Source organism: Flavobacterium lacisediminis, from assembly GCF_025909975.1.
In the GTDB taxonomy this organism is placed as follows: domain Bacteria; phylum Bacteroidota; class Bacteroidia; order Flavobacteriales; family Flavobacteriaceae; genus Flavobacterium; species Flavobacterium lacisediminis.
The window spans coordinates 99,776-119,788 of the sequence record NZ_JAPCIO010000005.1 but is presented as its reverse complement, the minus strand read 5'-3'; the positions used below and the strand labels follow the sequence as shown (position 1 = coordinate 119,788).

Sequence of the window (20,013 nt, the reverse complement as noted above, 5' to 3'; positions counted from 1 at the left end):
ATTCTATATTTGCCTAAATTTCAAATTTTATGAGAAAAATTACCTTATTATTTTTATCGTTATTAATTGTTTCATGCGGGGTGAAGCAAACTCAATCTATGCTAAGTAATGGCGATTATGACGGCGCTATAAATAGAGCTTTAGAAGGTTTAAGAACTAATAAAAACTCTAAAGGAAACCAAGATTATGTTTACTTACTAGAAGAAGCTTTTGCTAAAGCAAAACAACGCGATTTAGAATCGTTGAATTTGTTAATAAAAGAAAACAATCCTACAAACTACGAAAGAATATTTAATCTTTACACACAATTACACAATCGCCAAGAAAGAATTAAACCAATTTTACCTTTACAATTAATTAAAGAAGGTAGAAATGCTATTTTTCCAATGGATGATTATTCGGATGAGTTAATTAGTAGTAAAAATAATCTATCTGGTTTTTTATATGCCAATGCTAAAAAATTAATGACTTCAAGAAACAAAATGGATTTCAGACAAGCTTACGATGATTTAGCGTATTTAGATAAATTAAATCCTAATTATAAAGACGTTCGTGCCTTAATGGATGAAGCGCAATTTAAAGGAACTGATTTTGTTCATGTATATACAAAAAACGAGACTAATATGGTTATTCCAAAACGTTTACAAGACGATTTATTGGATTTTAGCACCTATGGAATCAATGATAAATGGACTGTTTATCACAACAACAAACAGAAAAATATCAATTACGATTTTGGTATGATTGTAAATTTCAGACAAATCAATATCTCTCCAGAACAAGTGAGAGAAAAACAATTTGTGAAAGAAAAACAAATCAAAGATGGTATTAAAACACTTTTAGATGCCAACGGAAATGTAGTAAAAGATAGTTTAGGAAATCCAATTAAAGTGGACAACATGAAAACTATTACAGTTAGTATTTATGAATTTACCCAATTCAAATCATGTCAAGTAACCGCGAAAGTAGATTATATTGATTTTAGAACCAATCAATTAATTGATGCTTTCCCAGTAACAAGCGAATTTATTTTTGATTACATCTACGCTAACTATAACGGAGACAAACGCGCTTGTGAAGAAAATTATTACCAATATTTTGACAGAAGAGCTGTTCCATTCCCAAGTAATGAACAAATGGTTTACGATACAGGTGAAGATTTAAAAGCTAAACTCAAAGGAATTATCACAAACAATAAGTTTAGAAGGTAAATTTTATAACTTAATTAACAGAAGACAGTATCATCACATACTGTCTTTTTTTGTATCTTTATGTGTCTTTTAAAGTAAGAAAAATCAAAAAACAGTGTCATTTTGACATTAAAACAAGATTAAAACACTTAAATTAAAGACATTTTGACATCTTATATGAATTGGAACATATATTGAATAATCCATATCAAACAACTCACTAAAAGGATTAATTAAGAATATGAACATCAACAAATTCACAATCAAATCGCAAGAAGCATTGCAACAAGCACAGCAAATTGCGCAAAGTTTTGGGCACCAACAGCTTGAAAACGAACATATATTTAAAGGAATTTTAGAAGTAGACGAAAACGTTACACCTTTCATTTTGAAAAAATTAAACGTTAACGTTGATCTTTTCAAAAAAGTATTAGACAGCACGATTCAGAGTTTTCCAAAAGTTTCAGGAAGCGATTTAATGTTCTCACGAAGTGCTTCGTCAACTTTAACTGAAGCCGAAATCATTGCTAAAAAAATGAACGATGAATATGTTTCTATCGAACATTTATTATTAGCTATTTTCAAATCGAAAAGTAAAGTAGCACAAATTTTAAAAGACCAAAGTGTAACTGAAAAAGGTTTGGAAGCCGCAATTGCTGAAATTAGAAAAGGTGAAAGAGTTACTTCAGCTTCTGCAGAAGAAACCTATAATTCATTAAATAAATACGCTAAAAATTTAAATGATTTAGCTAGAAATGGCAAATTAGATCCCGTTATTGGTCGTGATGAAGAAATTCGTAGAGTATTACAAATTCTTACTCGAAGAACCAAAAACAATCCTATGTTAATTGGGGAACCGGGTGTTGGTAAAACAGCCATTGCCGAAGGTTTAGCACATCGAATTGTAGATGGCGACGTACCTGAAAATTTAAAAGACAAAATCGTATTCTCACTAGATATGGGAGCACTGATTGCTGGTGCCAAGTACAAAGGAGAGTTTGAAGAAAGACTAAAAGCGGTAGTTAAAGAAGTAACTTCTGCCGAAGGTGATATCGTGCTTTTTATAGATGAAATTCACACCTTAGTTGGTGCTGGAGGCGGTGAAGGTGCAATGGATGCAGCTAACATTTTAAAACCTGCTTTAGCTCGTGGCGAATTGCGTGCAATTGGCGCCACAACACTAGATGAATATCAAAAATATTTCGAAAAAGACAAAGCGCTTGAAAGACGTTTCCAAAAAGTAATGGTCGATGAACCTGATACTGAAAGTGCCATTTCGATTTTGCGTGGTATCAAAGAAAAATACGAAACGCATCACAAAGTGCGAATCAAAGACGATGCTATTATTGCGGCTGTGGAATTATCTCAACGATATATTACCAATCGTTTTCTTCCAGATAAAGCCATTGACTTGATGGACGAAGCGGCTTCAAAATTGCGAATGGAAATCAATTCAAAACCTGAAGAATTAGACGTTTTGGATAGAAAAATCATGCAATTAGAAATCGAAATGGAAGCGATTAAACGTGAAAATGACGAAACTAAATTGAAAGGTTTAGGTTTGGATTTAGCGAATCTAAAAGAAGAACGCAACGAAATCTTCACCAAATGGAAATCAGAGAAAGATGTAGTTGATAATATTCAAGCGGTAAAACTAGAAATAGAAGATTTCAAAATTGAAGCCGAACAAGCCGAGCGCAATGGTGAATATGGAAAAGTAGCCGAAATTCGTTACGGAAAAATTAAAGAAGCACAAGAACGATTAGATGCTTTACAAACACAATTACTAGAAAATCAAGCTGGAACTTCCTTAATTAAAGAAGAAGTAACTCGTGAAGATATTGCAGAAGTAGTTGCCAAATGGACTGGAATTCCTGTAATGAAAATGCTTCAAGGTGAACGTGAAAAACTACTTCGCTTAGAAGAAGAATTACATCGAAGAGTTGTGGGTCAAGAAGAAGCTATTGAAGCCGTAAGTGATGCTGTTCGTAGAAGTCGCGCTGGTTTACAAGATATGAAAAAACCAATTGGTTCTTTCTTATTCTTAGGAACAACAGGTGTTGGTAAAACTGAATTAGCTAAAGCGTTAGCCGAATATTTATTCGACGATGAAAATGCGATGACGCGTATCGATATGAGTGAATACCAAGAGCGTCATGCAGTTAGCCGACTAGTAGGTGCGCCTCCTGGATATGTAGGTTATGATGAAGGTGGACAATTGACTGAAGCTGTTCGAAGAAAACCGTATTCAGTAGTATTGCTAGATGAGATTGAAAAAGCACATCCTGACACTTTCAACATCTTATTACAAGTTTTAGATGAAGGGCGATTAACGGATAACAAAGGTCGTGTTGCGGATTTCAAAAATACGATTATCATTATGACTTCAAATATGGGAAGCCAAATAATTCAAGAAAAATTCGAGAATTTAAAAGGTGGAATTGAAGCAGCAACCGAAGCAGCAAAAACTGAAGTCTTAGGCTTATTAAAACAAACTGTTCGACCAGAGTTTATCAATCGTATTGACGAAATTGTAATGTTCACTCCTTTGACTGATAAAAACATCAAAGAAATTGTGGGATTACAATTGAAAAGTGTGATTAAAATGTTGGCACAACAACAAATTACAATGGATGCTACCAAAGAAGCTGTGGACTATTTAGCTAAAAAAGGCTACGATCCACAATTTGGAGCGCGACCAGTAAAACGTGTAATCCAACGTGAAGTATTGAATCAACTATCAAAAGAAATTTTAGCAGGTAAAGTAACAACTGACAGCATTATATTATTAGATAGTTTTGATGGTAATTTAGTGTTCAGAAATCAAAATGAGTTGGTAAAATAAAATCAATTCACCAAAATATCCCGTAATCCATGGGTTTATAATGGGTTAAGTTTGTTTTAGTTTGGGAAACACCGATTCTGTATGGAGTCGGTGTTTCTTTTTTATCTTACGAACCATTTATTTTTTTATTTTTGAAACAAATGAAACCCAATGAAAGAATTTACAACCCAAGAAAAACTAAAACACTTATTATCATTTCCTGTAATTGTAGCTGCTTTAGGCTACTTTGTTGATATTTATGACTTACTACTTTTTGGTATCGTTCGTGTACCTAGCTTAAAAGACATGAACTTAGATGTCGATACTGCTGGAACTATGATTCTTAATTTTCAAATGGTAGGTTTACTTTTAGGAGGAATTCTTTGGGGAGTTTTAGGCGATAAAAAAGGAAGACTTTCAGTTCTATTTGGTTCCATTTTAGTGTACTCTTTAGCTAATATTGCTTGTGGATATTTACCTCACTTTCCTGTGGAAGACAAAACCATGCTATATGCTTGGTTGCGATTCATTGCCGGAATTGGTTTAGCAGGTGAACTTGGTGCCGGAATTACTTTAGTATCAGAATCGTTACCCAAACAATTACGAGCAATTGGAACTTCCATTGTAGCAGGATTTGGTTTACTTGGAGCTGTTGTGGCACAATTAACTGTAGAATTAGCAGGTGATTGGACGATTGCGTATTATATTGGTGGAGCTTTAGGATTAATGCTTTTAGTATTACGAATTAGCGTAGCAGAATCTGGAATTTACAACGATATCAAACACGATAGTAACATCAAAAAAGGGAATTTCTTTTCGTTTTTTACCAATTGGAATCGTTTCGTAAAATACATGAAATGTATTGCTATTGGATTACCTACTTGGTTTTGTATCGGAATTTTAGCGGTTATGGCCAATCAATTTGCACCTGTAATGGGAATTGATAATATTCAGCCGGGAAAAGCTATTATGTGGGCTTATGTTGGGATTTCGGTTGGAGATTTTGCCAGTGGTTTTATTTCGCATTGGTTACATTCTCGTAAAAAAGCCATTTTCTATATGATGTTGTTTACCATCATTGGAGTTTGTTTGATGCTTTTTGGTGGAACCAAATCGGAAAACATGTACTACTTTTATTGTGCTTGGTTAGGTTTAGGAACGGGTTATTGGGCAATGTTTGTAACTGTTGGAGCTGAACAATTTGGTACCAATATTAGAAGTACAGCTACTACCACTATTCCCAATATGGTTCGTGGATTAGTTCCAGTTATGTTACTGGCTTTTGACGGTTTAAAAGTAAATAACGGTGTGATTGCTGCTGCTGCGATTGTAGGTTTCTTTGCTTTTGCACTAGGCATCTACTCCACTCTAACTATTTCTGAAACACATAATAAAGATTTAGATTTCAATGAATAATTTCGTTAAATTTGAAGAACTAACCAAAAACTAAGCATCATGAATAACATTATTTTAAAAAATGGATTATTTGGAAGCATAATTGTTACTGCATTACTAGCATCTGTTACTATGTATATGAAAGCAAATCCTGAAAAAGAAGTCAGTATGATTTTTGGATTTGCAGGAATGCTACTTGCTTTCATCTTTGTGGTATTAGGAATTAAGCAACAACGAGACGCAAATAATGGGTTCATTTCTCTTGGGAATGCTTTTCTTACAGGTTTTTGGATTACCCTGTTTATTTCAACAGTTTATGTAGTAGTCTGGTTAATTATCTTTTATAATTTTTTTCCAAATTTTGCAGAACATTATACGGATATGGCTATTCAAAAAGCAAGTCCAGATGAATTGGCTAAAGTAACCGAAGAGATGAATTCCTTTAAAGAAATGTATAAAAATCCTGTTATGGTTATTCTATTTACTTATATGGAAATCTTGCCATTAGGAATTGCCTTTTCATTTATAAGTGCTTTAATTTTAATGAAAAAGCAAATCAACTAAATGAAAAAATTACAACTTTATTCACTATTATTCTTCGCTGGATTACTAATTTCTGGTATTTATCCAAAAGAATATTTTACTTGGTTTTTAGAAGTACTGCCTGCAGTAATAGGATTTGCGATTTTAGCATTCACCTATAAACGTTTTCAATTTACCAATTTTACATATTTCTTCATTTTAATACATTGTTACATCTTATTCCTTGGCGGACATTACACCTATGCCGAAGTACCACCATTTGAATGGATAAAAGAAACGTTCAATCAAACTCGAAACAACTACGATAAAGTCGGACATTTTGCACAAGGTTTTGTTCCGGCAATGATTGTAAGAGAATTATTTATTCGCAAAAATGTTGTTTCAAATAAGAGTTTCTTTAACTTTATCATTGTAGCGGTTTGTTTAGCGATTAGTGCGGCTTACGAATGGTTAGAATGGGCTGTTTCATTATGTACTGGTGAAGGAGGCGATGCTTTCTTAGGAACGCAAGGCTATGTTTGGGATACACAATCTGATATGTTATATGCAACCATTGGTGCTATTTGTATGTTGATTTTCTTCAGTAAAAAACACGATAAAGCAATTCAAGAGCAATTTCAAACTCAATAACAAGATTCAAATTATAAAAAATAATGCTACAACTTAACTTCTCTCCTTTTCCGATACTAGAATCGGAACGTTTACGTTTTAGAAGACTAACCAATGAAGATGCTCCTGAAATTTTTGCTCTCCGTGGTAATCCTGAAACTATGAAATTCATACCAAGACCATTGGCAACAACTATTGAAGATGCTTTAAATCATATCAAAATAATTAATGATAAAATAGACGAAAACCAAGATATTAACTGGGCTGTCACTGAAAAAGGAAGTGACAAATGCATTGGATTAATGGGATTTTACAGAACGCAACCTGAAAATTTCAGAACCGAATTAGGCTACATGATTACACCAGAGCATAGTGGAAAAGGTTATGTAACAGAAGCTGTGAAAACATTATTAGATTTTGCTTTCAATACCTTAAATTTTCATTCTATCGTTGCAGTTATAGATTCAAGACACATCGCTTCGGAACGTGTTTTACAAAAAGTTGGCTTTGTAAAAGAAGCACATTTTAAAGAAGATTTTTATTACAACAATGAATTTACCGATACTGTAATGTATGGTTTACTAAAACGAAATTTTACAAAATAATATATGACCGAATTTGAAAAACAATTTCGAGAAGTCAGAGAACTTTTAGATTTTAAAGATTACAATCAAGTAATCAAACGTATTATCGATTTTACTTTAGATACTGAAGATATTGACCTCTACCAAAAAACAAACGCATTTTTAGATTGGCACGACTACAATGAAAATAACGAAATTGAAAAATTAAGTCAACTTTCTAATTTACTTACAGAGCTCCATACCTTTTTAAGCTCAAAAGAATGTCACGATCATCAAACCATTATTTCGGTTAAAAATCTTCAAAAAGTATACAATTCTGCCTTCGGATTGGGTCCGATTAACTTAGATATTAAAACAGGAGAAATTATTGGTTTAGTTGGAGAAAATGGTAACGGTAAAACTACCTTATTACGAAGTATTTGTGGGGAATTGCATCCAACATCTGGAACCATAAATTATCAATTTCAGTATGATGATTTGTATGATTTACGTACCAAATTAGTTTATATTCCGCAAAGAACAGACACTTGGCGTGGTTCTATGTATGAAAATTTAGAGTTCACCGCTAGCTCTTACGGTTATAAACCTGAAGAAAACAATCTAGTGGTTAATTTAGTCATCACAAGATTAGGTTTAAGAAAATTTAGAAATCACTCTTGGAATAACTTATCTTCTGGATATAAAATGCGCTTCGAATTAGCTCGAATGTTACTTAGAAAACCAAAAATTTTATTGATTGATGAACCTTTGGCCAACTTAGATATTTTGGCACAACAAACTGTTTTAGATGATTTTAGAAACATCGCTAATTCAGCATTTAGACCTATTGCTATTGTTTTGAGTTCACAACAATTATACGAAGTAGAAAAAACATCAAATCAGGTGGTTTTCTTAAAACGTGGTTCGCAAAAGAATTTACAAGCCGAAAATGATGCTAGTAAAAATTGCATTATAGAATTTGAAAGTTCGTTAAATTTAAGCGATTTAAAACAAGTATTTGCTACTTTAGAAATCATTTCATTAGAGCAAAATGGCGGAACTTTTATTGCTACTTTCCCTGAAAATATTAGCATCAACGACTTCATGAAAACGGTTGTTAATCAATCGGTTCCTTTGAGCTATATGCGAAACATTTCAAATTCAACCCGTCGCTTTTTTGTGAACTAAAATTAAAAATCTCATGTTTAAAGATATACAGAAAAAACTTTTACTTCAATATCCATTACTTTGGAATACCAAATTTGTTCCAATGATTGCTATTGGAATTCTAATGCACATCATCTTCTTTGGTTTAGGCTACATCGACGGAACCATCGATTTTTCAAACAGAAATAATATCGATATTGAAGCCACATCAATTATGTTTGGTGTTTTAATCAACATAATTATAATTATTATATGGCTTATTAACTACTTCAAAAACAATTCTTTAAAATCATTTTACAGTAAATCAAAATATAGTTTATTTTACGAATGGTTACAAATATTTGTTGTTAGTGCATTTTTGTTTACTTTTTATGTTCCATTTCATGTTGGAAAGCAACTACATCAAAAAAGTTATTATTCGCTTGAAGAAACTACCAATCGTTGCAAAACTATTGCTACCGCAGATATGTTTATTGATGGAAGTTTTGGAGAAACTGAATTAGATTCAATACATCGATCAAAATTAAATGGTGAAGAAGAATACATAAATGAATATGAAAACGATTACTATGACAATAGAAGAGACACCAATTATCATCATTTTAGAAAAGATTACATTGTTTTTGGTGAAAAAAAATACGATCAATTTTCATTAGTAAATAGAAATACATTTGGATTTACTGTCATTTCAAGAGAACAAGATTCGTTAAATAGAATACAAGTTCAAAATTGGTTACATCAAGACAGTCAGGCTGAAGTTAAAAAATTAATGAATAATTACTTAAACCTAATTAGAGAACACAATTTAGCCACTAATCTAACTTTAGATAAATGGTTCGAAATTATTTACAAAGCTCCTGAATTTAAAGAGTTTTTATACATTCAACCTTATTTGAAACAATATGAAACTGATAATTCATACAAATACAATAGCTATGATTATGCTGTGGAAGTTCCAGTAAATGAGCGAAAATATTCAAAATATTTTGTACAACAAGATGTTTTAAAAGATAAATATGATATTGTTTCTGATGCACATACAGATGATTTTTTTGATGAAATTGCTATACTTGCTTTTTTATATGGAGCTTTAGGCTTTTCAATATTGGTATTTTCGTTTCGTGTCACTTCAGGAAAAAGTTGGTTAATTGCTGTTGTTAGCGCCGGAATAATTAATATTATTTATGGCATTTTTACTGTAGTTTCAAGAGCTGACATGTTGTATTTTTATTTAATATTACTTACCATTTTAGGAATCATATTTTATTTTTTCATCATCTATTCTAAAAAGAAAAACTTACAGTTGAGCCGAATTGCCCTGAATTTATTTTTATGGTCATTTGTTGCTGTTATTCCATTACTTTATTTAATGATACAAGAACATTATTTAAGAAGTGAAAATAGATACGATTATAACTATACATCTCCCGAATATGAATGGATGAGGGAGCATATAATTCATATGTTTTCATTAAATTTTATTTTTGCCATTCTAACACTTTTCTTTTTATCAAAAATTATTAGAAACTGGAAAGGAATTTCAGAAGATTAATATGATAATTACACTTTCAAATAACAAAATTTCGGCATCAATTGATTCACTTGGTGCCGAATTAATTCGATTAGAAAAAGACAACCAAAATTATATTTGGACAGTTGATGAAACTTATTGGAACAAAACATCGCCCATTTTATTTCCAATTGTAGGTCGATTAAAAAATGATGCTTACACCATTGCTGATAAAAAATATGAATTGCCAAGACATGGTTTTGCCAGAAATTTCGAATTTCAAATTCTAAATCAAACCGAAAATTCTGTTATTTTTGTATTGGAAAGTAATTCCGAAACGTTGAAAAATTATCCGTTTGAATTTCAATTACAATTAGAATATGAATTAGACGGAAATGAATTAAAAATGAAGTATTCTGTTGAAAACAAATCGGAAGTAACTATGCCATTTTCTATAGGAGCGCATCCGGCATTTGCAATTGATGATTTTTTTTCAGACTATTCCATACAATTTAATGAAGCAGAGGAATTTGTATCCTATGAATTAGAAAACGAACAATTTAGCAATTCATTCCGGAAAATAAATTCAGAAAACGGACAGATTAATTTAAACTATTCGCTTTTTGAAAAAGATGCTTTGGTTTTCAAACATTTAAAATCAAACGAACTTATACTTTTAAACAATAATAAACCCGTTCTTTCAGTTCAGTTTGAAGGTTTCCCTTATTTAGGGATTTGGACCAAACCAAACGCTCCGTTTTTGTGTATTGAACCTTGGTGTGGTTTAGCAGACAACGTAAATCATAATGGAAATATTTTTGAAAAAGAAGGAATTAATTTATTACAACCACGAGAAACTTTTTCAAGAACAATCAAAATAACCTTATAAAAAAAATCCCGATTTCTCGGGATTTTTTAATTTAGTCGATATAAGTTTTATTACCGTTTTTGTTGATATAATATTTACCGCCTCTTGGTCCAGTAAATACTTTTTTACCTTTATACTCTCCAGTAACTTTGTCTTTTACTTTTTTCTCAGCTGCTTTAGAAATTGTCGTTTCTTTTAAGTCTTCTTTCTCTTCAACTTCAGTTTTCTTTACTTTTGCTTTAGCCTCAGTTTTCTTTGTTTCTACTTTGTCCTTAGTGTCAGCTTTTTTAGCATCAACTTTTGCTTTAGTTTCACCTTGCTTTGAAGCGGCTTTTGCTTTAGCATCTGCAGCAGTAGCCTTTCCTTTAGCAGAAGCTTCATCAGATTTTGATTTTGATTTAGCCTTTGCATCAGCTGAAGATGATTTACCTTTATCAGAAGCTTCATCCGCTTTAGATTTAGAATCTTTTTTTACAGAAGCCGATTTCTTTTCTGCTTCTTTCTTTTTCTTGTCTGCTTCTTTTTTGTTTTTCTCAGCTTTTTCTGTTGCAGCTTTTTTAGTTTCTTTAGTTGTTTTGGTTTCTTGAGCTAAAGAACCTAATGTAAATAATAGGGATAAACCCAAAAGAGCGATTTTTTTCATTCGTTTTTGTTTATAGTTATACAATTTTGTGAATTCTATTTACAGGTATCACAACTCCCTGTTTAAGTATTACTCTACTATCAGTAACTCCCCAAATAGTAGTTTCTACCATTTTTTTTGACATATCATCCTCAAAATAAATTTTAATTTTAACATGTTCTAAATTACCTAAAGAAAGTGCTCTGTCTAAATCATTTTTGCGTTCTGCAATATCTTCTTTATCTTCTAATACATCCAATTTTGGAAAATTTAAAGATGCTATTAATTCTTTGTCTATTAATTCAAATGTTGTGCTCATATTTTAATTAGTTAGGTTAGTTTAATAAAATTAAAAAAAAATCTAAATAAAATTACTTTTTTTCTCTTTTATTTCAAGGCCTACTAATATTTTAATCAACTTCAAAATACATGCCAAAAAAAAAGAGATTACATTAAAGTAATCTCTTTTTGATTAAAACTAACCAATAAGCTATTAGAACTTCATCCCAACACCAACTCCAAACAACCAAGGATCGATGTCTACTTTAGCAGGGATACTTAAACCCGGAGCTAAATTTGAAGCGTCAACAGTTACGTCTGTGCTTAAAAATAAACGCTTAGCGTCTACGTTTATGAAAAATGTATCGTTTAACATCAAGTCAAATCCTAATTGTGCTGCGTATCCTAAAGCATTATCATACTTAACATCGGCAACATCTCCAGATTTTACATTATAAAACAATGTGTAATTTACTCCTGCTCCAATATAAGGTTTAAAAACCTTTTGATCTGAAGTATAAAAATGATATTGAGCCGTTAATGTTGGAGGTAATAACCAAACACTTCCTAAATCAACATTACCAGCTGCTGTATTAATTGCTTTTACATCATGTTTTGCAGTTCCTAAAATTAATTCCGCTGCAAAATGTTCTGTAAAGAAATAAGTAAAATCTAACTCTGGAATTAAAGCATTAGAAATTGCAACATCACCACCTATAATACCAATTTTAGCACTTTGGTCTGGAGAAACTCCAACAGCTCTTATACGAACTTGCCATCTTTTAAATTCATTTGATTTTGACTCTTCTTTTGTCTCGTTATCTTGTGCATTTATAAAATTTACTGTCATTAATGACATAGCCATCAAAGCAAAAACTATTTTTTTCATTTTTATTTAGATTAAAATTATGAGTCAAAGATATTTACATGTAAAAACCTAAAAACTGATATAAATCATAGATTAAAAAATATTTATCTTTAATTATCGTTTTAAAATGCTACAATTTTGATTTACATTTGTGGTCCTTATGCAAAAGACAGTTAACATACTTAATAAACGCGCTAAATTCGATTACGAAATTTTAGACAAATACACCGCTGGAATCGTTTTAACCGGAACCGAAATCAAATCGATTCGTTTGGGGAAAGCTGCTATTACTGAAAGTTTTTGCGAATTTAATGACGGTGAGTTATTTGTAATTAACTCGCACATTGAAGAATATTTATACGGAACACACTACAATCATAAAACGAAAAGTGAGCGTAAACTGCTTTTAAACAAGAAAGAATTAAAGAAATTATTCAAAGATTCTGATAACAAAGGGTTGACAATTGTGCCACTTCGTTTGTTTACTAATGAAAAAGGATTGGCTAAATTAGATATTGCCTTATGTCGTGGTAAAAAGAATTACGATAAACGTGAATCGTTAAAAGAACAAGATACCAAACGCGATATAGCCCGAATTAAGAAAAGTTTCTAATCATACTTTTATGAAAGAAATTTTAAAACAAGCCCGAATAGAAAAAGGTCTTTCCACTAGAAAGTTAGCGGAACAAGCAAAAATCGACCAAGCTTTAATTAGTAAGTTTGAAAACGGATTTCGCATTCCAACAAAAAAACAAATTCAAACGCTAGCTCAAATTTTAGAAATCGACATAAAGCCTTTATTAGTAGCTTGGTACAAAGTGAAGCTAGACCATAATTTCGATTTAAATCCATTTGCCATTCAAGCCATTACTGAAATTCTTCAAGAAAAAGGCATTGAAGTTGGGAATTCATCTAAAGAAAAAGAAATCACTTCCATCTTAGACGAATTGGAAGTTTTAAAACAAAAATTAACGAATCTTCGATAATTAATTTTTGTTTTCTAAAAGCGGTACAAATTTAAAATCACCAAATTCGTGCTTTTCAAATTGCGTTTCGTTTTTACGAATCAGCAAGGTCATGATTTGCTCTTTTTCTCCTACTGGAATAACTAACCTTCCTCCTATCTTTAATTGTGCCATCAAAGGTTGCGGAATAAATGGAGCTCCAGCCGTTACAATAATACTATCAAAAGGAGCATAGTTTGGTAATCCTTTGTAACCATCACCAAAAGACAAGTGTTTTGGGCGAATGCTTAACTTTGGTAACAGAATTGAAGTGGTTTTAAATAATTCATTTTGGCGTTCAACTGAATATACTTTGGCACCCATCAAACATAAAACAGCCGTTTGGTATCCACTTCCAGTTCCAATTTCTAATATTTTATGATCTTTTTCTACTTCCAATAATTGCGATTGAAAAGCCACAGTGTAGGGTTGGGAAATGGTTTGACCAGCTCCAATAGGAAATGCCTTGTCTTGATAGGCAAAATCTTCAAAACTAGAATTTAAAAACAAATGGCGCGGAATTTTACTAATGGCTGCCAATACATTTTTATCGGTAATTCCTTTGTCTTCCAACTGTTTTACGAGCTGATTTCTAAGTCCTTGATGCTTATTAGTATCTTTCAATTTGGGTACGAATTTATTTTGTAAAAATAGAAAACAAATTGTCAATTATCAATTAAGATTTATCAATTAATTTCTATTTTTGTTGAAAATACTTTTTTATGCTTAAAGTTGGAGTTTTAGGTGCTGGTCACCTTGGAAAAATACATTTGAGATTATTAAATCAATCTGAAAAATATGAATTAGTAGGCTTTTACGATGCTTTTGAAGAAAACGCCAACAAAGTAGCAGCCGAATTTGGATATAAAAAATTCGATTCTATTGCAGAATTAATTGCCGCAGTAGATGTGGTAGATATTGTAACGCCAACCATGCAACATTTTGATTGTGCAAAACAAGTTATTGAAGCCGGAAAGCATATTTTCATCGAGAAACCAATTTCAAATACCGTAGCAGAAGCAGAAGAAATTATCGCTTTAGCTAATAAATACAATGTAAAAGGGCAAGTTGGACATGTAGAACGTTTCAATCCTGCGTTTACTGCTGTGAAAGATAAAATCAACAATCCGATGTTTATTGAAACGCATCGTTTGGCAGAATTCAATCCTCGTGGAACGGATGTTCCTGTGGTTTTGGATTTAATGATTCACGATATTGATGCTATTTTAAGCGTTGTAAAATCAAAAGTAAAATCTATTAACGCAAGTAGTGTTGCGGTGATTTCAGATTCTCCAGACATTACCAATGCACGAATTGAATTTGAAAACGGTTGTGTAGCCAATATTACTTCGAGCCGTATCTCCATGAAAAACATGCGCAAATCGCGTTTCTTCCAAAAAGACGCTTATATTTCTGTTGACTATTTAGACAAAGTTTGTGAAATCGTTCGCATGCAAGATGCGCCAGAAGTTCCAGGTGATTTTGATATGATTTTACAAAATGCAGAAGGTGTAAAAAAACAAATCTATTTTGACAATCCAAATGTACAAGCTAATAATGCAATTTTGGACGAATTAGAAACATTTGCAGATGCTATCAATAACAACACCACACCCATCGTAACATTAGAAGACGGAACCGAAGCATTACGTGTGGCGTATCAGATTATTGATTGTATGAATAAGTAATAAATAATAAACTAAAAATCCTAAAATAACAAAATGAACACAATAGCTGTAATTGGAGCGGGAACAATGGGTAACGGAATTGCTCATACTTTCGCGCAAAGCGGATTTACCGTAAAATTAATCGATATTTCAGACAAATCATTAGAAAAAGGAATGGCAACTATTGCTGCAAACCTTGATCGTATGGTTACAAAAGGAACTATTACGGAAGATGATAAAATCAAAACCATAGGAAATATCATTACTTACACTGACATCAAAGATGGTGTTGTAGGTTGTGATTTAGTAGTAGAAGCGGCTACAGAAAACGTAACTTTAAAAATGAACATCTTTAAACAATTGAGCGATGTTTGTGACCATAACGTAATTTTAGCTTCTAACACTTCTTCTATTTCAATTACGCAAATTGCAGCACAAGTAGTACATCCTGAAAGAGTTATCGGAATGCACTTTATGAATCCGGTGCCAATTATGAAATTGGTTGAGATTATCCGTGGTTATTCGACTTCTGATGAAGTGACTAAAATCATCATGGATTTATCAGTTAAATTAGGAAAAACTCCAACAGAAGTAAACGATTATCCAGGTTTCGTAGCTAACAGAATCTTAATGCCAATGATTAACGAATCGATTGAAACGTTATACAACGGAGTTGCAGGTGTACAAGAAATTGACACCGTAATGAAATTAGGAATGGCACACCCAATGGGTCCATTACAATTAGCAGACTTCATCGGATTAGACGTTTGTTTATCTATCCTAAACGTAATGTATGACGGATTCAAAAATCCAAAATATGCACCATGTCCGTTATTAGTAAATATGGTAATGGCTGGAAAATTAGGAGTAAAATCGGGAGAAGGTTTCTACGATTACTCAGAAAGCAAAAAAGCAGAAAAAGTTTCGAAACAATTTTCTAAATAAAGTGAAAAGTGATTAGTAATTAGTGAATAGCTAGTTACTAATCACTAATTACTAATCACTCAAAAATGGACAAAATAAAACCTTTTAAAGCAGTTCGACCGGTAGCTGATAAAGTTGCCTTAGTTACTTGCAGAACGTATGACGATTATAGTTCGGCTGAGCTTGCTGCTTGGTTGGATTTTAATCCGTATTCGTTTTTGCATGTGATTCATCCTGCTTATGCCAATGCGCAAAAAGTGTCATTGGAAAAGCGTTTTAAAGCCGTTGCTAATAAATATCAAGATTTTAAACACGACCAAATTCTGATTGAAGAAGAACATCCTGTTTTTTATCTGTACGAAATCCAGTCAAAAGGACAAACTTTTACTGGAATTATTGCCGGAACTTCGGTGAAAGATTACCAAGATAACGTCATCAAAAAACACGAAGACACCTTGCAATATCGCGTGGAATTGTTCAAAGATTATTTACATCAAACGAATTTTAACACCGAACCCGTTTTAATCACTTATCCCGATAGCGTGGAAATTAATACGTTTATTGCGTTGCGAAAAAAGAGTAAACCTGTTTACGAATATTCGACTACCAATAAAGAAAAACACACACTTTGGAAAATTGATACGCAATCAGAAATTGATTGGCTACAAGAACATTTCGAAAAAATTCCGAATTTATATATTGCCGATGGACATCATCGTTCGGCTTCAGCGGAATTGTTATACGAACAAGACAAGCATTTAGGAAACGAAAATCTGAATTATTTCATGAGTTTTTTAATTGCCGAAAGCAACATCAAAATTTACGAATTCAACCGATTGATTCGCGATTTGAATGGTTTGAACAAAGAAGAGTTCATCAAAAAATTATCCGAAAATTTTATCATCAAAGCAAAAGACCAAGAAATTTGGAAACCTCAAAACAAGTTTGAATTTGGAATGTATTTAGATGGTAGTTTTTATGCTTTATTTTACAAACACGAAAACCACATTGCAACCACTGTTTTAGATGATTTAGATGCCCAAATTTTATACGATAAAGTCTTATTTCCAATATTAGGCATCGAAGATTTAAGAAACGACGAACGCATTGATTACATTCCAGGAAAACAATCGATTTCTGTGATAAAAGATTTAATCGACGAAGGCGAATTTGAAGTAGGTTTCATGCTCTACCCTTCCGATATCAATGAAATAAAAGCCTTAGCCGATAACAACTTAATCATGCCTCCAAAATCAACGTATATCGAACCGAAGTTTAGAAGTGGTTTGGTGGTTTATGAGTTGTAGGTTTGGTTACAGGTTTCAAGTTTAAAACACAATTTTGTCATTTCGACGAAGGAGAAATCACATTAAGATATGAAAAAAATATTGTTCTTTTTCTTGCTTGTCAACTTTTGCTTCTCGCAAAATGAAAAATTATCAATTACAAAGATTGATAGTATTTGTAATGCAAACGGAACATATGGAAGAATGAAAGGTGATATTAACATTAAAAATGAAAAAAATGAAATAATTGGCTTTGGTGGATCTTCAATAAAAACTTATTTAAATTACTATAATCAAGAATATTATAATAACTTAACTCGAGAAGAAAAAAAGAGATACAATAAAGAAAAAGATTCTGAGTTGATTAAAGCAAACTTCAATCAAAATATTTTATACTACAACAATATTCAAGAGAGCATGTTTGGTGAATTTTACTATTATAAAAACCAATTATTTTACCTAAAACTAAAAATTACAAAAAACGATATCGTTTACAGCTATACTTTAAATGAATCAGAGTTAGAAAATGAAAAAGAAATTAAGAATGAATTAGGCTTAGAATTAAAAAAATGGATTACTGAAAAAAATCTAGAAATACTTAAATTTCATAATAATTAGTACAAAATGTCAATCCAACAAAACCTCAATACTATTAAATCCCAACTTCCAGCACACGTTACCTTAGTTGCGGTTTCAAAAACCAAACCTGTAGCGGATTTAATGGAAGCTTACGATGCTGGGCAACGTATTTTTGGAGAAAACAAAATCCAAGAAATGACCGAGAAATGGGAAATCATGCCAAAAGACATCGAGTGGCACATGATTGGTCATGTGCAAACCAACAAAGTCAAATACATGGCGCCTTATGTGAGTTTGATTCATGGAGTAGATAGTTTAAAATTATTGCAAGAAATCAACAAACAAGCGGCTAAAAATAATCGTGTGATTGATTGTTTATTACAAGTCTACATTGCCGAAGAAGAAAGCAAATTTGGTTTAGATGAACAAGAATTGGAAGAGCTACTGAAACTAGTTCAGCATGACAAGGATAATTTTAAAAACATCAGAATCGTAGGTTTAATGGGAATGGCCACGTTCACCGAAAATAAAAACCAAATCGAAAAAGAATTCAAACATTTGAAAACTATCTTCGATAAAATAAATGAATTATCAATTATCAATTATCCATTATCAATTCTTTCAATGGGCATGTCGGGCGATTATCAACTCGCAATTTCATGCGGAAGTACGATGGTTCGAATAGGAAGTAGTATATTTGGATCCAGATAAGAGAAAACTAATCACTAATTACCAATCACTATTCACTAACTTGTACTGTATACTCGACATAGAAACCACTGGAGGCCAATTCAACGAAGAAGGAATTACCGAAATCGCCATTTATAAATTTGATGGTCATGAGGTAGTGGACCAATTCATCAGTTTGGTTAATCCTGAAAAGCCAATTCAACCTTTTGTTGTGAAATTGACTGGGATTAACAATGCCATGCTTCGAAGTGCTCCAAAATTCTATGAAGTAGCTAAAAGAATCATCGAAATTACTGAAGGTTGCGTTATTGTAGCACACAACGCGTCATTCGATTATCGTATTTTAAAAACCGAATTCCGACGTTTGGGTTACGATTTTAAAAAGCAAACCCTTTGTACGGTAGAATTAGCTAAAAAGTTAATTCCGGAACAAGAATCGTATAGTTTAGGGAAATTAGTTCGCGCATTAGGAATTCCTATGGCTGATCGTCACAGAGCTAGTGGTGATGCGATGGCAACTGTAAAGTTGTTCAAAATGTTGATGGTAAAAGACGTTGAAAAAGAAATCGTAAAAAGTTTCATTAAGACGGAAATCAAATCAGGAATTTCTCCAAAACTATTGGATATTGTCGAAAATTTACCTTCAAAAACGGGAATCTACTACATACACAATGAGAAAGGCGATTTGATTTACATTGGTAAAAGTAAAAACATCAAAAAACGCGTCAACCAACATTTCACAGGAACTTCAAGTAAAAGTAAAAAAATACAACGCGATGTATTTGCTGTCACTGTTGAAGAAACCGGAAGTGAATTAATCGCACTTTTAAAAGAAAGTGAAGAAATTAAAATCAATAAGCCAATTTATAATAGAGCGCAACGTAAAAGCATTTTTCAATATGCCTTATACATGCATAAAAATGAAGCAGGCTATTTAGCGCTAAGTGTTGAAAAAGCAGATGGTCGTAAAAAAGAAATTACGTCTTTTACAACCTTACAAGAAGGAAGAAATGCTTTATTTAAAATTACAGAAAAACACAATTTATGCCAGAAAATCAATGGTTTATACATCACAAAAAACGATTGTTTTCAGCATAAAATAAAAGAATGTAATGGCGCTTGTATTGGCGAAGAAACCCCAGAAAGTTATAACGAAAGAGTAACCGAATTTATAGAGGAAAACGCTTTTGAAAACAACAATATGATTATCATTGATCGCGGTAGAACTTTTGATGAAAGAAGTGCCGTATTAATTGAAAATGGTGTTTACAAAGGCTATTGTTTTTACGAATTAAATTATCAGATTACCAACATCGATATTTTGAAAAATATCATTATTCCAATGCAACATAATCGCGATATTAAAACGATTATTCAAAGCTATTTACGCAAAAACAAGGTTTACAAAGTAATTAAGTTTTAAAG

At 32.0% G+C, this 20,013-nt stretch carries 21 protein-coding genes; 17 read left to right on the top strand and 4 right to left on the bottom strand.

Annotation, left to right across the window (positions count from 1 at the left end; genetic code table 11):
* Positions 1–29 precede the first annotated feature (29 nt).
* The 9 genes from OJ995_RS08785 to OJ995_RS08745 all read left to right on the top strand — a co-directional run bounded on the left by OJ995_RS08785 (position 30) and on the right by OJ995_RS08745 (position 10,690).
* Complete coding sequence (locus OJ995_RS08785) at positions 30–1,211, top strand: hypothetical protein (protein ID WP_264369075.1); 1,182 nt, start codon at positions 30–32, stop codon at positions 1,209–1,211.
* A 220-nt stretch (positions 1,212–1,431) separates the two neighbouring features.
* Positions 1,432–4,035, top strand: a complete 2,604-nt coding sequence (gene clpB, locus OJ995_RS08780; RefSeq protein WP_264369074.1) for an ATP-dependent chaperone ClpB — start codon at positions 1,432–1,434, stop codon at positions 4,033–4,035.
* 150 nt (positions 4,036–4,185) lie between these two features.
* Positions 4,186–5,430 carry an MFS transporter gene (locus tag OJ995_RS08775; protein WP_264369073.1) on the top strand — a complete coding sequence of 415 codons (1,245 nt, stop codon included), beginning with the start codon at positions 4,186–4,188 and terminating at the stop codon, positions 5,428–5,430.
* A 39-nt stretch (positions 5,431–5,469) separates the two neighbouring features.
* Positions 5,470–5,973, top strand: a complete 504-nt coding sequence (locus OJ995_RS08770) for a DUF4199 domain-containing protein (protein WP_264369072.1) — start codon at positions 5,470–5,472, stop codon at positions 5,971–5,973.
* Complete coding sequence (locus OJ995_RS08765; protein WP_264369071.1) at positions 5,974–6,582, top strand: DUF2238 domain-containing protein; 609 nt, start codon at positions 5,974–5,976, stop codon at positions 6,580–6,582.
* Positions 6,583–6,605: 23 nt separating this feature from the next.
* Positions 6,606–7,166: a GNAT family N-acetyltransferase gene (locus OJ995_RS08760; protein WP_264369070.1), complete on the top strand. Its 561-nt coding sequence runs from the start codon at positions 6,606–6,608 to the stop codon at positions 7,164–7,166.
* A 3-nt stretch (positions 7,167–7,169) separates the two neighbouring features.
* A complete protein-coding gene (locus OJ995_RS08755) occupies positions 7,170–8,312 on the top strand; it encodes an ABC transporter ATP-binding protein (RefSeq protein ID WP_264369069.1) in 1,143 nt (380 codons plus the stop codon).
* 13 nt (positions 8,313–8,325) lie between these two features.
* Positions 8,326–9,843, top strand: coding sequence for a hypothetical protein (locus OJ995_RS08750; protein WP_264369068.1), 1,518 nt, complete (start codon positions 8,326–8,328; stop codon positions 9,841–9,843).
* A 1-nt stretch (position 9,844) separates the two neighbouring features.
* A complete protein-coding gene (locus OJ995_RS08745; protein WP_264369067.1) occupies positions 9,845–10,690 on the top strand; it encodes an aldose 1-epimerase family protein in 846 nt (281 codons plus the stop codon).
* A 31-nt stretch (positions 10,691–10,721) separates the two neighbouring features.
* Here the strand turns inward: OJ995_RS08745 and OJ995_RS08740 are convergent, their stop codons facing one another.
* The 3 genes from OJ995_RS08740 to OJ995_RS08730 all read right to left on the bottom strand — a co-directional run bounded on the left by OJ995_RS08740 (position 10,722) and on the right by OJ995_RS08730 (position 12,459).
* A complete protein-coding gene (locus tag OJ995_RS08740; protein WP_264369066.1) occupies positions 10,722–11,312 on the bottom strand; it encodes a hypothetical protein in 591 nt (196 codons plus the stop codon).
* A 16-nt stretch (positions 11,313–11,328) separates the two neighbouring features.
* Positions 11,329–11,610 carry a hypothetical protein gene (locus OJ995_RS08735; RefSeq protein ID WP_264369065.1) on the bottom strand — a complete coding sequence of 94 codons (282 nt, stop codon included), beginning with the start codon at positions 11,608–11,610 and terminating at the stop codon, positions 11,329–11,331.
* Between the two features lie 174 nt (positions 11,611–11,784).
* The gene (locus tag OJ995_RS08730) at positions 11,785–12,459 is read right to left on the bottom strand and encodes an OmpW/AlkL family protein (RefSeq protein ID WP_264369064.1); all 675 of its coding nucleotides are present in this window, start codon (positions 12,457–12,459) and stop codon (positions 11,785–11,787) included.
* A gap of 139 nt (positions 12,460–12,598) precedes the next feature.
* Between OJ995_RS08730 and smpB the strand changes: the two genes are divergently transcribed.
* Both smpB and OJ995_RS08720 read left to right on the top strand, forming a co-directional pair.
* The gene (gene smpB / locus OJ995_RS08725) at positions 12,599–13,051 is read left to right on the top strand and encodes an SsrA-binding protein SmpB (protein ID WP_133607514.1); all 453 of its coding nucleotides are present in this window, start codon (positions 12,599–12,601) and stop codon (positions 13,049–13,051) included.
* A gap of 10 nt (positions 13,052–13,061) precedes the next feature.
* Positions 13,062–13,424, top strand: a complete 363-nt coding sequence (locus OJ995_RS08720) for a helix-turn-helix domain-containing protein (RefSeq protein ID WP_133607516.1) — start codon at positions 13,062–13,064, stop codon at positions 13,422–13,424.
* Here the strand turns inward: OJ995_RS08720 and OJ995_RS08715 are convergent, their stop codons facing one another.
* Positions 13,425–14,066: a protein-L-isoaspartate(D-aspartate) O-methyltransferase gene (locus OJ995_RS08715; RefSeq protein ID WP_264369063.1), complete on the bottom strand. Its 642-nt coding sequence runs from the start codon at positions 14,064–14,066 to the stop codon at positions 13,425–13,427. It lies immediately after the preceding gene.
* Positions 14,067–14,164: 98 nt separating this feature from the next.
* On the opposite strand from OJ995_RS08715, the gene OJ995_RS08710 reads away from it, so the two are divergent.
* From OJ995_RS08710 to OJ995_RS08685, 6 genes are all read left to right on the top strand, one after another.
* On the top strand, positions 14,165–15,130 hold the full coding sequence (locus OJ995_RS08710) for a Gfo/Idh/MocA family protein (RefSeq protein WP_264369062.1): 966 nt from the start codon (positions 14,165–14,167) through the stop codon (positions 15,128–15,130).
* Between the two features lie 33 nt (positions 15,131–15,163).
* Positions 15,164–16,054 carry a 3-hydroxyacyl-CoA dehydrogenase family protein gene (locus OJ995_RS08705; protein WP_133607522.1) on the top strand — a complete coding sequence of 297 codons (891 nt, stop codon included), beginning with the start codon at positions 15,164–15,166 and terminating at the stop codon, positions 16,052–16,054.
* A gap of 65 nt (positions 16,055–16,119) precedes the next feature.
* On the top strand, positions 16,120–17,340 hold the full coding sequence (locus OJ995_RS08700; RefSeq protein WP_264369061.1) for a DUF1015 domain-containing protein: 1,221 nt from the start codon (positions 16,120–16,122) through the stop codon (positions 17,338–17,340).
* A 69-nt stretch (positions 17,341–17,409) separates the two neighbouring features.
* Positions 17,410–17,937, top strand: a complete 528-nt coding sequence (locus tag OJ995_RS08695; protein ID WP_264369060.1) for a hypothetical protein — start codon at positions 17,410–17,412, stop codon at positions 17,935–17,937.
* A gap of 6 nt (positions 17,938–17,943) precedes the next feature.
* Complete coding sequence (locus OJ995_RS08690; protein ID WP_264369059.1) at positions 17,944–18,609, top strand: YggS family pyridoxal phosphate-dependent enzyme; 666 nt, start codon at positions 17,944–17,946, stop codon at positions 18,607–18,609.
* Positions 18,610–18,649: 40 nt separating this feature from the next.
* Entirely contained in the window at positions 18,650–20,011 is a 1,362-nt protein-coding gene (locus tag OJ995_RS08685) for an exonuclease domain-containing protein (protein WP_264369058.1), read from the top strand.
* The last annotated feature ends 2 nt before the right edge of the window (positions 20,012–20,013 follow it).